Consider the following 14,416-nt stretch of genomic DNA (forward strand, 5'->3'; position numbering starts at 1 on the left):
GCTTTATTACTACTTTTATTCTTCGTAAATTTGCTTTTTAACATATTCGAATATGCATATTGAAAAACATATTTTAGAGAAAGTCAACGAATGGCTTACTCCAGTTTTTGACGAAAAAACGCAAGAAAATATTAAAGAAATGATGACTTCTAGTCCGAAAGAATTAGAAGATAGTTTTTATAAAAATTTAGAATTCGGTACAGGCGGAATGCGTGGCGTAATGGGTGTTGGAACCAACCGAATAAACAAATATACTTTAGGGAAAAATACTCAAGGACTTTCAAATTATATGAAGAAAGTTTTTGCAGGTGAAGAGTTAAAAGTTGCTATTGCTTACGATTGTAGACATAATAGTAATACACTGGCAAAAGTTGTAGCTGATGTTTTTTCGGCAAATGGAATTAAAGTTTTTTATTTTCTGAATTACGTCCAACCCCCGAATTATCGTTTACTGTTCGTTACTTGAACTGTCACGCAGGGATTGTTTTAACGGCTTCTCACAATCCACCAGAATATAACGGATATAAAGTATATTGGCAAGATGGCGGACAATTAGTTCCACCTCAAGATGCTGAAATTATTCAAGAAATTGAAAACTTACAATATAGCGATATTAACTTTGAAGCAAATGAAAGTTTAATCGAGTATATTGATACCAAAATTGATCAAGCATTTTGGAAATCAACAGTTGAAAATGCAAGTTTTAATACACCTCAAGAAGCAAAAGACAATTTAAAAATTGTTTACACTCCTTTGCATGGCACTTCTGTAAAAGCTATTCCTAATGTTTTGGATTTAGCAGGTTATAATGATGTAAATATTGTAGAAGAGCAAAGAGAACCAAATGGAAACTTTCCAACGGTTAAATCGCCAAATCCTGAAGAACCAGAAGCACTAACAATGGCATTAGCTTTAGCTAATAAAATTAATGCCGATATTGTGGTAGGAACTGACCCTGATTCGGATAGATTGGGTGTTGCAGTACGAGATTTAGAAGGAAATATGAAGTTGTTAAATGGGAACCAAACAATGGTTGTCATGACCGCTTTTCTTTTAGAGCAGTGGAAACGTGCTGGAAAAATTACAGGTAAACAATTTATTGGTTCAACAATTGTTTCAACTCCATTAATGTTAGATTTAGCAGAAGCTTACGGAGTAGAGTGTAAAGTAGGTTTAACAGGTTTTAAATGGATTGCAAAATTCATTAAAGATTTTCCAGAACTAGAGTTTATTGGAGGAGGAGAAGAAAGTTTTGGTTACATGGTAGGCGATAAAGTTCGCGATAAAGATGCTGTAGCCGCTATACTTTTAGTTTGCGAAATTGCAGCGCAAGCAAAAGCTTCAGGAAGTAGTTTGTACCAAGAATTAATTAATCTTTCGGTAGATTTTGGTTTGTATAAAGAACATTTAATTTCAATTACTAAAAAAGGAATTGAAGGGGCAAACGAAATCAAACAGATGATGATAGATTTACGCGAAAATCCTTTGAAAGAAATCGCTGGCGAGCGTGTGGTTTGTATTGAAGATTATCAAACTTCAAAAGGTAAAGACTTTATGAATAATGATGAGTTTGATATTACTATTCCAAAATCGAATGTATTAATTTACTATTTAGAAGATGGAAGTAAAATTTGCGCACGTCCAAGTGGAACAGAACCTAAAATTAAGTTTTATTTCAGTGTGCATGCACAATTAGATATGCCTGAAAATTTTGAAAAGGTTGAAAATCAATTAGACAATAAAATTGCAACAATTATTGCAGAAATGAATTTGAACTAATGGATAATAATTTAAAAAAACTAATTCCTTACTTAAAACCTTATCGTTCTAATATTGTAGGGAATGTTGTGTTTAATATTTTATATGCTTTGTTTAGTACATTGTTGATGGTTTCAATAATGCCCACATTAGATGTAATTTTTAAACAAACAGAAAGAATATTAATAAAACCTGAATACAAAGGAATTAGTTCAATTAAATCTTTTGTTTCCAATTGGTTTAATTATAAAGTAACAGAGATTTCAGATAGTTTAGGAGAACAAAATGCACTTTTGTTTGTAATTTCTTTTGTTATCGCAGCAGCATTATTAAAGAATGTTTTTAATTATTTAGCTTCTAGACATGTAACCATTTTAAGGAATGGTGTTTTAAAAGATTTAAGAGAAAAGCTATATAATAAAATAGTAGCACTTCCAGTTTCATATTATTCTGAGAAGAGAAAAGGTGATATAATGGCGAGAATTCTTGGAGATGTAAATGAAGTTAAAAATTCGTTCTTTCAGGTATTAGAACTTGTTGTTAGAGAACCTCTTACTATTATTTTTTCTATCATTGCAATGTTGATGATTAGTACAAAATTGACTCTTTTTGTATTTATATTTATACCAATTTCAGGATTTATTATTCAAAGAGTTGGTAAAAGTTTGAAAGCAAAATCTACTAAAGCACAACAAGAAAATGGAATTTTAATTTCTATTGTAGACGAAACATTACACGGTTTAAAAGTAGTAAAAGGATATAATGCCGAAAATAGTTTTACAGAAAAATTTAATGATTCTTTAAAAAGATTATACAGACTTTCTAATAAAATTGGAAATAAAAATAATTTAGCTTCGCCTTTAAGTGAGTTTCTTGGTATACTAACTATAGCTGTACTACTTTGGTATGGTGGACATTTAGTTTTAATTGAAAAAACTTTGGCAAGTACTGCATTTATAACTTATATCGCTTTAGCTTATACGATTCTTACGCCCGCAAAAGCTATTTCAAAAGCTTCTTATCAAGTAAAAACAGGTTTGGCAGCAGCAGAAAGAGTATTTGAAGTTATTGAAGAAGAAAATCCAATTGTAGATAAAGAAGGTGCTTCAAAAATTCAAAAATTTGAAAGCGGAATTTCAATTCAAAATGTAACTTTTGCATATAATGACGAACCCGTTTTAAAAGATTTTTCATTACATGTTCCAAAAGGAAAAACAGTTGCTTTAGTGGGTCAATCGGGTTCAGGAAAAAGTACAATTGCCAATTTATTAATGCGTTTTTACGATGTTGAAAAAGGTGAAATTAAAATTGATAACACCAACATAAAAGATGTCACTATGCAATCGTTACGTAATCAAATGGGATTGGTAACCCAAGATTCTATTATGTTTAATGGAACAGTTGCCGAAAATATTAAAATTGGTAAACTTGATGCAACTGATGAAGAAATTATTGAAGCTTTAAAAGTGGCTAATGCTTTTGAGTTTGTAAAAGATTTACCAGAAGGAATTCATACCAATATTGGTGATGCTGGAAACAAACTTTCGGGTGGACAAAAACAACGTTTGTCAATTGCTCGAGCAGTTTTAAAGAATCCACCAATTATGATTTTAGATGAAGCGACATCTGCTTTAGATACAGAAAGCGAAAAATTAGTTCAAGTAGCCTTAGAAAATATGATGCAAAATAGAACTTCAGTGGTTATTGCACACCGTTTATCAACTATTCAACGCGCCGATACAATTGTAGTGATGCAAAAAGGTCAAATTGTTGAACAAGGAAATCACGAGGAACTTTTAGCTAAAAACGGAACTTATGCAAAATTAGTTTCGTTACAATCTTTCGAATAAATCTTTTGTCATGCTGAACTTGTTTACTTCGTCAGTTCGCCTTCGCTCGTGCCAGCATCTTTCTAATTAGAAAATTTTTTTAAATTAGATTCCGAACTAAATTCGGAATGACAGATAAACATAAGTAAATTATCAAATTATCTCCATATAATTACTAAATTTATGGAGATTTTTCTTTTATGTACATACTCAATAAAAATATAAAGTTAACCGAAAACGATGACACTATAGTTTGGAAATACTTAGATTTATCTAAGTTTCTAGATATGTTGTTAGCGCATCAATTATTTATGTCGCGTTCCGATAAATTTGAAGATCAATATGAAGGAACATTTTCGGAACCAACTTACGAGGAAATAAAAAAAATTGCGGCAAACAATCCTAAGTTTTTAGATTATTACAAATCGCATAGAGAAAAAGTCGTTATAAGTTCATGGCATGCAAACGAATATGAATCGTTTGCAATGTGGCAAATTTTCACAAAAAACAACGAAGGTTTAGCCATACAATCTACAATAGGAAGATTAAAAGAAGCGTTAAAACCTGAAAAGCATTACGAACAATATATAGGCGAAGTAAACTATATTGATTACAAGAAAGATTTTATTCCGTTTGATGATACTTTTTTTCCGTTTTTGTTCAAGAGAAAAAGTTTTCAATATGAACGAGAAATTCGTATTATTTCCGATGTAAGCAAAACTAATTTAACTATCGATAATGGATTAAAGATTGAAGTAAATTTGAACCTGTTAATTGAGAAAATTTATATTCACCCTAAAAGTGAAAATTGGTATAAGAAACTGGTTATCGAATTAGTTGAAAAATTAGGTTTTAACTTTACAATTGAAAAATCAGATTTAGAGAGTGATATTCTTATTTAGAAGTTAGATTTTAGAACTTTCATTTATTGAATTTTTATTAATATCACACTAGTATTATAATCTTTAAATCTCATTGTTTTTCTGTCTTCTATATAAAAATCAGATTCTCTAATTAGTTTTAAAAATTGACCTTTAGTTAAGTGTGATATATTAAAATGACTTGAAATCTCTTTAAATGAGTTATAGAGAATTGTCGGATTTATTGCTAAAATATCAGAATCAATTAAGTAATATGAATCATCCAAATTTCTTAAAGCTTCTTTAATTAATAAATTTACATTTGAAGAATCAATTTTTTCAATAGCTTTTTTTCTTTATTACTGAAAACAATTTTATTATTTCCTTTGTTAAATAATAATTCAAATTGAATAAAATTATTTTGAAAAGCCTTATACTCATAAAGAGAAATTACATTTTCAATATTTTGAATTCTTCTTATAGTTGGATGATTAAAATTTTTGGCAATTAAAATTATTTCAGGTTTTTGCTTATTTTTTAGTAAAATATCTTTTTCAGATAAAGATAAATTATTAGTACTCAATATAATCAAATTATAATTCTCACTTATAAAATCTGAATAATCTATAGTTTGAAAAAGTATGTTTTTATTATTGTCTTTTTTTAATTCAAATACTACTAATCTATTTTCTTTTAAATTTAAGGCAAAAATATCGATTCTCCCACTTAGCCCAAATTTTCTTACATCGCCAACAAGCCTATACTCTGATTCTATTATTCTATAGTCTGGAAATAAAATTTCAAAATTTTTTACAACATGTCTCTGTAATAAACTTTCACTAATATTTATTTCATCAAATTTTATATTATTAGTTAAATCTAAAATCATTTGAAAACTTAATTTATCGGCGAATATTCCTCAGCAGTCCAATCGTTTGTTAAAAGATTTACATAATGATAATGCACTTTATCGTTTTTATCGAAAGCACCATTTTTATTGATATCTTCAATAGAACGAAAATACAATCGATTTAAAGTTTCAATAACATTCCAATCTACAACTTCGTTTAAATCGTCAGAAATCTTGGTTAAATGTGTTCCATCAATATTACTTAAGTAAAGTGATTTAATGTCATTTTGGTCAATTTTTCCATCTTTATTTGTGTCGCTATCTACTAAAGAATATACTAAAATTTGCTTTTTCGATTTTTCGGCAATTGTATTTAAGTATGTCACCGTTTGAATTTGTACTTTTTGAGTAGTTAGAGCGCAAACTGTTGTAGAATCGATATGTTGAAATTTTAAGTTATCAAAATAACCTGTAATTTCATATCGGTTATAATTTGATATGGCATAGCTTACTTGGTTGGTTTTACTAGAACCATAAACACTTTTATAATCTTCATACACACGCACATCGCCAACAGGATGAATTAAATATTTGGTTCCATCCATTAAAATCGGCAAATCGGCAATTTTAATAGAAGCAGAATCAACCTTTCGCTCTTCAGTAGTTGCTTTTTCTTCATAAATAACTTTTGGTTTTTCACTTTCTTTTTTACAAGCAACCAAAGTTAAAGCGCTAATAATTGATACTAAATAAATTCGCATGTTCTATTTTTGATTATCAAATATACTAATTTTTGTTCCTAAATTTACAAACGAGCTACCAACTTCAAGTTAAAAACACGAGTAGTCATGTAGTTTGGAATTCCATATTGCGATTTAGTATATACATCGCGAACCCAAGTATTTGTAATTGCATTTTGATTATTAAACAAATTGAAAATTTCTAAACCTAATGAAAGTTCGTTAAAACGGCGCAACCATTTTTTATCTGATTTTATAGTTTCATCTTTAAAAGCATACAAGAAACCTACATCGGCTCTTGTGTAATCTTTTAGACGAAATTGATAGTCATAAGGATCTGCATAAGATGGAGAACCACCGGGTAAACCTGTATTGTATACTAAATTAAGATTGATTTTTACATTCGGAATATTTGGCATATAATCTTGGAACAATAATCCAAATTTTAACCTTTGATCCGTAGGACGAGCTATATATCCTTTGTTATCATAATTTTCTTCAGTTTTTAAGTAACCAAAACTAAACCACGATTCTGTTCCTGGAACAAATTCTCCATTTAATCGAGCGTCAAAACCATAAGCATAAGCTTCTGCATTATTATCGGCTTTGTAGCGAATACGAACATTGTCTATAGTGTACGTATTTACATTAGTCATACTTTTATAATAAGCTTCACTTACTAATTTAAATGGACGATTCCACATTTTAAAACTATAGTCATTGCTCAACACAACATGAAAAGATTGTTGTGCTTTAACATTAGGTTGAACCATTCCATCGGCATCACGAAGTTCTCGGTAAAATGGAGGTTGATGATATAAACCACTCGAAAGGCGGAATAGCATATCTTTTTTCCAATTTGGTTTGAAAGCAAATTGTGCTCTAGGTGAAAAAGTAATTTGAGATTTCCCTTTTCCTTCTTCCGATTCTACTTGCCAGTTATGCGCTCTAACACCTGCATTTAACCAATATTGATGTGCTCCAATATTTCCTCTTCTATTCCATTGCGCATAACCTGAAATTCTGTCGATTTTTGTAAAATTTGTAGCTCTAATATTGTGATAAGGAGCAAGCGGACCATTATAAGAATTATAAGGTTGGTCGTTTTGATACTCTAAAATAGGAGCTGGTAGCGAGAATCCGGCAGAGTCTATTACTTCCCATTCTACAATTCTATCTCTAATATCTTCTCGGGTGTATTTTATTCCCCATTCAATTTGAGATTTTTCGTTTAATTCATGAAACCCTTTAGTTTCAACATTTACTATTAAAGCGTCTAAATCGTTACGAGCATGAGTTAATTGGCCACCCACACCACGAGTGTAAATAACATCACCAAAAGTTTCTGAACCAATATTTGCATCTACTTCGCCTAATCTATATTGTGCTAAAATGTCATAATATTCTTGTTCTTGTGTATGGTAAGTAGAAACGAAAAATTTCAGTTTATTTTTATCATTGTATTGATAAACCGATTTTACAGCTCCAAAAAGTGTTAAATATTCGTCTTTTTCTTGGCCTTCGTAATATACTAATAACGCTATAGGCTCATTAATTGTACCAAAATTTGTTTGTCTAGTTAAAGGTTGATAATGATACTTGTTTTGAGAAATATTACCTAAAAAACTCCATTGCCATTTAGTTGAAGCATTGTAATTGAATAAAGTTTGAATATCAGCAAATTGAGGACGATAATTAGTTTCCGTATCTTGACTATTGACTAATAAACTATTGTCTCGATAACGAATTCCTGTAATATTACTCCATTTATTATTTTTAGAAATACCTTCGAATGTTAAACTTCCACCAAGGAAACTAGCTTCTAGACCAGCTTTAAATTTTTTAGGTGTTCTATAGGTGATATCTAAAACCGAAGACATTTTATCACCATATTTAGCTTGAAATCCTCCTGCTGAAAAGTCAACATTTTCGACCATGTCTGTATTGGTAAAACTCAAACCTTCTTGTTGACCAGAACGAATTAAAAACGGACGGTACACTTCAATTTCATTAACATAAACTAAATTTTCATCGTAGTTACCACCTCTAACAGCATAAGATGTACTTAATTCGTTATTAGAATAAACTCCGGGTAAAGTTTTAATAATGTTTTCTACTCCAGCATTTGCTCCAGGAATTTTTCTAATAATAACCGGATCAATCGCGGTAACTCCTTCAATTCTTTTTTTATTGCTTGTACCAACTAAAACCACTTCGCCAATTTGTTCCACTTTTGAACTCATAACTGGATTTAATTCAAAATCTTCGTTGGGCTTTAAGTTGAGTTTTAAAGTCGATTTTTTAAAAGAAATATGCGTAAAAGTAATCGTTAAGTCAATATTTGCAGGAACTTCAATTAAGAAAAAACCTGTTGCATCTGAAACAGTTCCCGTTTTATTAACGTTAATTGTAACACCTTCTACTGGTGCGTTGAATTCGTCTAAAATTACACCTTTAATTCTCGCAGTTTGAGCATTAACAATGTGAGTTACAAGAACTATTACAATAAAAAATAATTTTTTCAAGAAATTTAAAAATTAAGGATTCATAAAAAAATAGGACTCAAAGGTAGTTGAATTTTGTAAATCATCAGTTACAATTATTTTAAAATCATTTCTTCCTTCTTTGTATTTACCATCAGCTAATTGATGTACTAATTTACTGGTTTTATAATCGTATTCCATCAATATCCATTCGCCATTCAAATAAGCATTATAGGTATCAATTCCCGACATGTTATCTGATATGGAAACGCTAATTGTATTTTGTTTTATTATATTTTTGCCTTCCACAAAGTTTACATTATAAATTCGTGGCGCAATGGTGTCTTGTGCTAATTTAAAAACTCCAAGTTCTCTTACTCTTGCTGAAAGTGAATTTCCCTTTCTTGTTGTTTTGTTATAATCTAATTTTACACCATCAACAGATGCTATGAAAGTCTTCTTTAATTGTTCTTCACTTAAGCCTTCAACATTACTGTAAGTAATCGTAAAATTTTTATGAGCAGGAACTTTATCATTATGCAAATACAAAACATTGTCTTTTACATCAAAATTTAATCTAAAATCATCATAAAAAGTATTTTCTGGAATAAAAACCGAGATATTCTCTTTAGAATAATTATTCTCAATTTTAGATTTTAAAAAATAGGGTGAAGTATTGACTTCTTTTTTTATGGCAACTTCTGAAGTTCCATATTCAATTGGAATTAAAATATTTACTTGGTGTCCTTGAAAATCGAACATTTCTACTCTTAACGTATAACTTGCTTTTGGTTGTGTATTAATTATTCCATTGTTTTTATTGTTTTTTATTACAGAAAGTGGATAACTTGTTTCAAAAAATAGCTTTTGAAAACGTTGCCCTTTCGATTTGTAAGTAAAATAATCAATGAAATTATTTATGTAGCGCGATTCATCAAATGCGAACTTATCAAACTCATATTGAAAATACAGTACTCCGTTTAAATAAGCATTTACTTTATAAAGTCCGTTTTTATTGTAAGGATTGGTACATTTATCATTGGCATTTATAGCAAAACCAACTTTGCCATTTGCAATTACTTTTGAAGCTTTGTAAGTGCCATCAGCTTGTTTAGAAAATGAAATGGGAATAGGTAATTGCGATTTATTTACAACTGTACTATCAATAGGAAAAGCCATAATGCCATATAATTCTGGATTATGATTGTCGACCGCAAGTTTATTGTAACCAAATTGCAGCGGATTTACAATTTTTTCCGATTTGGTTTCTCTAAATTCAAAATGTAAATGCGGTCCGCCACTTCCTCCAGAATTTCCGCTTAATGCAATAACATCGCCTTGTTTAACTGGTAATTCAGATGGAGTAGGGAAGAGTTCGATTTCGAATGATTTCTTTTCGTATTGTTTCTTTTTTATGTAATCTTCAATTAAACCATTTCCTTTTTGTAAATGACCATAAACAGTAGTATATCCATTTGGATGGGTAATATAAATAGCTTTTCCGTAACCAAAAGAAGAAATCTTAATTCTAGAAATATAACCATCAGCAACGGCTAAGACATCTAAACCTTCTTTCTTTTGAGTTTTTAGATCTAAACCAGAATGAAAGTGATTACTTCTTAATTCGCCAAAAGAACCTGAAACATCTAGCGGAATGTTTAAAGGAGAAATAAAATCTTTAGGATAATCGTTTTGAGAATATCCAATGGTAGATAAAAATAAAAAGGCGATAAACTTTTTCATAGGCTTGTATGTTTTGTATAATAGCTAAAATAGTAAAACTTCTAATTTGAAAAAATATTTTTTTAAATATACTTACAACAAACTAAAAGTCAGATTATTGTAAAAAAGTTGAAAAATAGTTTAAAAAAAAACAAAAAAAATTGTGATTGTTAAAATGTAATCTTAATTTTGTAGGAAGTGAAAATGATTTTTTCCATTAATGAACGATTTATCAAAACTTATTGATGCTCTTGAGGTTAAGTTCTTTAAATTGAATCAGAAACTGGTGCAATTAGAGAAGAAAAATCAAGAAATGGTAGAGTTGTTAGAACAAGTTAAGAAAGATAATGAAGTTAAAGCAGCTCAGGTTACTAGTTTAAATGAGCAAATTGATAAATTGAAAATGGTAAATTCATTGTTAGGCAGTGACGAAAATAAACGAGAAACGAAACTCAAGATAAATTCATTAATTCGTGAAATTGATTATTGCATAGCGCAACTTTCTGATTAGGAAGTCATGAGTGAAAAATTAAATATCAAAATATCTATAGCCGATCGTGTATATCCATTAACAATTGAAGATACACAGGAAGAAGCATTACGAACTGCTTCAAAAAAAATAGATGCCATGATAAAGCAATTTGAACAAAGCTATGCTGTAAGAGATAAGCAAGACGTTCTGGCAATGTGTGCGTTACAATTTGCGGCGCAAACAGAGCAAAAGAAGTTGGATACTTCCGAAGAACAGCAAAATGCGCTGAAGCGCTTACAAAGCTTGGATTTAAAATTGAGTGAGTTACTCTCAAAATAAATACGTTCTTACAAATAAGATAAAGATACTGCCTACATTAGCATATATTTGATAAACTCAACACTAACAAATTAAAATGAGCGAATCTTCGTACTATTGTAAGCCCTTAAGTGGGAAACATGAAAAACGAGCTAGCTCAAAACTTGTCTTTACGAGTTTATACAAACACCTAATGTAGGCTTTTTTTATATAAATATTTTTTAAAACTATGGATTTTATAACGATTATAGGAATTGTTTTGGGAATTGCTTTAGGGTTTGGAATTGCTAAATTTTTAGAAAAAAGCAATGTGTCAAACCTTATTAAAAATGCAAAAAAGGAAGCAGCTTCAATTTTGAAAGATGCTAAAACTGAAGCTGAATCAATTAAAAAGGATAAAATTTTACAAGCAAAAGAAAAGTTTTTAGAATTAAAAGCTGAACATGAGCAGGTAATTTTATCGAGAGACAAGAAAATTGCGGAAGCAGAAAAGAGAACTAGAGATAAAGAATCTCAAGTGTCGAGTGAACTGGCTAAAAACAAGAAATTGAATGATGAATTTGAAGAAAAATTAGCAGATTACAACACGAGAATTGAGTTTTTGGATAAAAAACAACAAGAAATTGAAAAGCTTCACAGAAGTCAAGTAGAACAGTTAGAAGTAATTTCTGGATTGTCTGCTGAAGAGGCTAAAAATCAATTAGTTGAAAGTTTAAAAGCTGAGGCAAAAACATCTGCGATGTCTTTCATTCAAAATGCAATGGAAGAAGCAAAAATGACAGCTCAGCAAGAAGCTAAGAAAGTTATCATTAATACTATTCAACGTGTTGGAACAGAAGAAGCAGTAGAGAACTGTGTTTCTGTTTTCAATATTGAGTCGGATGATGTTAAAGGTAGAATTATTGGTCGTGAAGGGCGAAATATTCGTGCTTTAGAAGCTGCAACTGGAGTTGAAATTATTGTAGATGATACACCAGAGGCAATTATTTTATCTTGTTTCGATCCTGTTAGAAGAGAAATTGCTCGTTTAGCTTTACACAAGTTAGTTACGGATGGTCGTATTCACCCAGCTCGTATCGAAGAAGTTGTTGCTAAAACACAAAAACAAATTGAAGAAGAAATTATCGAAGTTGGAAAACGTACAGTTATCGATTTAGGTATTCACGGATTACATCCTGAATTAATTAAGATTGTTGGACGTATGAAGTATCGTTCGTCTTATGGTCAAAACTTATTACAACACTCAAGAGAAGTTGCCAACTTATGTGGAATTATGGCAGCTGAATTAGGATTAAACGTTAAGTTAGCAAAACGTGCTGGTTTATTACACGATATTGGAAAAGTTCCAGAAACAGAAAGCGAATTGCCTCACGCAATTTTAGGTATGCAATGGGCTGAAAAATATGGTGAGAAAGACGAAGTTTGTAATGCAATTGGAGCGCACCACGACGAGATTGAGATGAAATATTTAATTTCTCCATTAGTTCAAGTTTGTGATGCTATTTCGGGAGCAAGACCTGGAGCAAGACGTCAAGTTTTAGATTCTTATATACAGAGGTTAAAAGACTTAGAAGATATTGCTTACGGATTTAATGGTGTTAAAAATGCTTATGCTATCCAAGCAGGTAGAGAATTACGTGTTATAGTAGAAAGTGAAAAAGTTTCTGATGAAATGGCTTCTACTTTATCATTTGAAATCTCTCATAAAATTCAAACTGAAATGACTTATCCAGGTCAAGTTAAGATTACTGTAATTAGAGAAACTAGAGCGGTTAATATTGCGAAGTAATAATCTAATTTAGTTATATATTTTAAAAAAGCTGTTCCATTCGGAACAGCTTTTTTATTTTCTAGGATGATAGTTATTGAGTACCTCTGCTAAGAAAGTTCTATCTAAATGCATATATACTTCTGTTGTGGTTATCGATTCGTGCCCTAACATTAATTGAATAGATCTTAAATCGGCTCCGTTTTCAAGTAAGTGCGTAGCAAATGAATGTCGGAAGGTGTGTGGTGAAATTGACTTTTTTAAACCTATTTTAACCGCTAAATCTTTGATTATAGTAAAAACCATTGCTCGTGTTAATTGTTTACCTCTGCGGTTTAAAAAAAGTGTGTCTTCAAATCCTTTTTGTATGTTGAGTTTATTTCGTATCTCGCTTGTATAAATAGCGATAAATTTTTCGGTCGATTTACTAATGGGTACAAAACGCTGTTTATCGCCTTTACCAGTTACTTTAATAAAACCTTCGTTAAAGAATAAATCGGAAATTTTTAAAGTAATTAATTCCGAAACACGAAGACCACAACTGTATAAAGTTTCGAGCATCGCTCTGTTTCTTTCTCCTTCCGGAGTTGATAAATCGATAGCACTAATTAAACTATCAATTTCATTGGTAGAAAGTGTATCGGGTAGTTTTCTGCCTGTTTTAGGAACTTCTATAAGTTCTAAAGGTGTTTCATTTCTTAAATCTTCAAATATTAAAAAGTTAAAAAAGCTCTTTAAACCCGAGATAATTCGAGATTGACTTCGAGCATTAACTTCTCCTGAAAGCTTATATAAAAAAGATTGAATGGTTTCTTCAGTAATTTTTATTGGACTTTCGTTGATGTTGTTTTCATTTAAATAGAAAATTAGTTTTTCTATATCGAAAGTATAATTAGCAATAGTGTTTTCAGAAAGACCTCTTTCTAATCGTAGGTAATTTTGAAATTGTTTTAAATAAGATGCCCAACTCATACACCAAAAGTAATCATTTTCGTGCATAAAAAAACCCAAACTTTTGCTTGGGTTCTTATAAATTGTTATAAATCTTAGAACTTATATCCAAAACCTACATAGAAGCCACTTAAATGATAATCAAGTCCATCTACATCAGATAAATTTGCTAAACCAAAATTATATCGTGCATCTACTACAAAGTTTTCAGCAAAATTATATTCAGCACCTAAGTCGAAACCGAAGTTGAAAGATTTAATTCCATCAGGTGCATCTGTTAAGAAAGCTAAATTTGGACCTGCTTTAACACCTAAAGCTTCAGTAGCCATATATTTTGCGTGTAAAGGAATTTGTACTTGAGACGCATTGTCAACAGATACATATAATAATTCTGGTTGAAAATGAAACTTATCAGATAAAGTTACATCAGCAAAACCACCAATAAAGAAACCACCGTCGCTTTCAGTAGCTGAAGCGCCACCAGCTTCTGCTTTACCAGATAAACCAGCATAACCAGCTTTAACTCCAAATTGAGTTTCTTATGCTTGAGTTGTCATAAACCCTAATACTGCGATTGCAGCAAATAAAACTTTTTTCATATTTAGTTTAATTTTTATAGTTAATGTTAACAAATATAGAAGTTTTTTTGAATTAACAAATAAAAT

10 protein-coding genes and 2 pseudogenes are annotated in these 14,416 nt (G+C 30.4%); 6 read left to right on the forward strand and 6 right to left on the reverse strand.

Features of this window, described 5'->3' with window-relative positions; all coding sequences use genetic code 11:
* Window positions 1-52: 52 nt before the first annotated feature.
* The 3 genes and pseudogenes from GCU34_RS01465 to GCU34_RS01475 all read left to right on the forward strand — a co-directional run bounded on the left by GCU34_RS01465 (window position 53) and on the right by GCU34_RS01475 (window position 4,489).
* Window positions 53-1,779 (forward strand): annotated as a pseudogene (locus GCU34_RS01465) (phospho-sugar mutase).
* Window positions 1,779-3,608 (forward strand): ABC transporter ATP-binding protein, encoded by a 1,830-nt coding sequence (locus tag GCU34_RS01470; RefSeq protein ID WP_072780347.1) that lies wholly within the window; start codon window positions 1,779-1,781, stop codon window positions 3,606-3,608. Before GCU34_RS01465 ends, GCU34_RS01470 begins: the two are co-directional and overlap by 1 nt.
* A gap of 179 nt (window positions 3,609-3,787) precedes the next feature.
* Entirely contained in the window at window positions 3,788-4,489 is a 702-nt protein-coding gene (locus GCU34_RS01475) for a hypothetical protein (protein ID WP_072780346.1), read from the forward strand.
* Window positions 4,490-4,763: 274 nt separating this feature from the next.
* On the opposite strand, the gene GCU34_RS01480 is transcribed toward GCU34_RS01475, so the two are convergent.
* The 4 genes from GCU34_RS01480 to GCU34_RS01495 are packed head-to-tail and all read right to left on the reverse strand — an operon-like array spanning window position 4,764 to window position 10,263.
* Complete coding sequence (locus tag GCU34_RS01480) at window positions 4,764-5,336, reverse strand: PDDEXK family nuclease (protein WP_152378332.1); 573 nt, start codon at window positions 5,334-5,336, stop codon at window positions 4,764-4,766.
* 8 nt (window positions 5,337-5,344) lie between these two features.
* A complete protein-coding gene (locus GCU34_RS01485; RefSeq protein WP_072780344.1) occupies window positions 5,345-6,058 on the reverse strand; it encodes a CREC-EF hand family protein in 714 nt (237 codons plus the stop codon).
* Window positions 6,059-6,102: 44 nt separating this feature from the next.
* Window positions 6,103-8,562 (reverse strand): TonB-dependent receptor, encoded by a 2,460-nt coding sequence (locus GCU34_RS01490; RefSeq protein ID WP_072780343.1) that lies wholly within the window; start codon window positions 8,560-8,562, stop codon window positions 6,103-6,105.
* 12 nt (window positions 8,563-8,574) lie between these two features.
* Window positions 8,575-10,263, reverse strand: coding sequence for a M23 family metallopeptidase (locus tag GCU34_RS01495; RefSeq protein ID WP_072780342.1), 1,689 nt, complete (start codon window positions 10,261-10,263; stop codon window positions 8,575-8,577).
* Between the two features lie 199 nt (window positions 10,264-10,462).
* Between GCU34_RS01495 and GCU34_RS01500 the strand changes: the two genes are divergently transcribed.
* The 3 genes from GCU34_RS01500 to rny all read left to right on the forward strand — a co-directional run bounded on the left by GCU34_RS01500 (window position 10,463) and on the right by rny (window position 12,821).
* On the forward strand, window positions 10,463-10,753 hold the full coding sequence (locus GCU34_RS01500; RefSeq protein ID WP_072780341.1) for a hypothetical protein: 291 nt from the start codon (window positions 10,463-10,465) through the stop codon (window positions 10,751-10,753).
* Window positions 10,754-10,759: 6 nt separating this feature from the next.
* Entirely contained in the window at window positions 10,760-11,053 is a 294-nt protein-coding gene (locus tag GCU34_RS01505) for a cell division protein ZapA (RefSeq protein WP_072780340.1), read from the forward strand.
* A gap of 208 nt (window positions 11,054-11,261) precedes the next feature.
* A complete protein-coding gene (rny, locus tag GCU34_RS01510) occupies window positions 11,262-12,821 on the forward strand; it encodes a ribonuclease Y (RefSeq protein WP_072780339.1) in 1,560 nt (519 codons plus the stop codon).
* Between the two features lie 54 nt (window positions 12,822-12,875).
* Here rny and xerD read toward each other — a convergent pair whose 3' ends face one another.
* Window positions 12,876-13,772 carry a site-specific tyrosine recombinase XerD gene (xerD, locus tag GCU34_RS01515; RefSeq protein WP_072780338.1) on the reverse strand — a complete coding sequence of 299 codons (897 nt, stop codon included), beginning with the start codon at window positions 13,770-13,772 and terminating at the stop codon, window positions 12,876-12,878.
* A gap of 74 nt (window positions 13,773-13,846) precedes the next feature.
* Window positions 13,847-14,275, reverse strand: a pseudogene (locus GCU34_RS13565) (outer membrane beta-barrel protein); the annotation flags it as partial.
* Window positions 14,276-14,416 lie beyond the last annotated feature (141 nt).

Source organism: Flavobacterium haoranii (assembly GCF_009363055.1).
GTDB lineage: Bacteria > Bacteroidota > Bacteroidia > Flavobacteriales > Flavobacteriaceae > Flavobacterium > Flavobacterium haoranii.

What these genes read in the sequence shown, in the direction of transcription:
- GCU34_RS01470 (WP_072780347.1), top strand. Translation starts at nt 1,779, where the DNA reads ATGGATAATAATTTAAAAAAACTAATTCCTTACTTAAAACCTTATCGT.
- GCU34_RS01475 (WP_072780346.1), top strand. Translation starts at nt 3,788, where the DNA reads ATGTACATACTCAATAAAAATATAAAGTTAACCGAAAACGATGACACT.
- GCU34_RS01480 (WP_152378332.1), bottom strand. Translation starts at nt 5,336, where the DNA reads ATGATTTTAGATTTAACTAATAATATAAAATTTGATGAAATAAATATT.
- GCU34_RS01485 (WP_072780344.1), bottom strand. Translation starts at nt 6,058, where the DNA reads ATGCGAATTTATTTAGTATCAATTATTAGCGCTTTAACTTTGGTTGCT.
- GCU34_RS01495 (WP_072780342.1), bottom strand. Translation starts at nt 10,263, where the DNA reads ATGAAAAAGTTTATCGCCTTTTTATTTTTATCTACCATTGGATATTCT.
- GCU34_RS01500 (WP_072780341.1), top strand. Translation starts at nt 10,463, where the DNA reads ATGAACGATTTATCAAAACTTATTGATGCTCTTGAGGTTAAGTTCTTT.
- GCU34_RS01505 (WP_072780340.1), top strand. Translation starts at nt 10,760, where the DNA reads ATGAGTGAAAAATTAAATATCAAAATATCTATAGCCGATCGTGTATAT.
- rny (WP_072780339.1), top strand. Translation starts at nt 11,262, where the DNA reads ATGGATTTTATAACGATTATAGGAATTGTTTTGGGAATTGCTTTAGGG.
- xerD (WP_072780338.1), bottom strand. Translation starts at nt 13,772, where the DNA reads ATGAGTTGGGCATCTTATTTAAAACAATTTCAAAATTACCTACGATTA.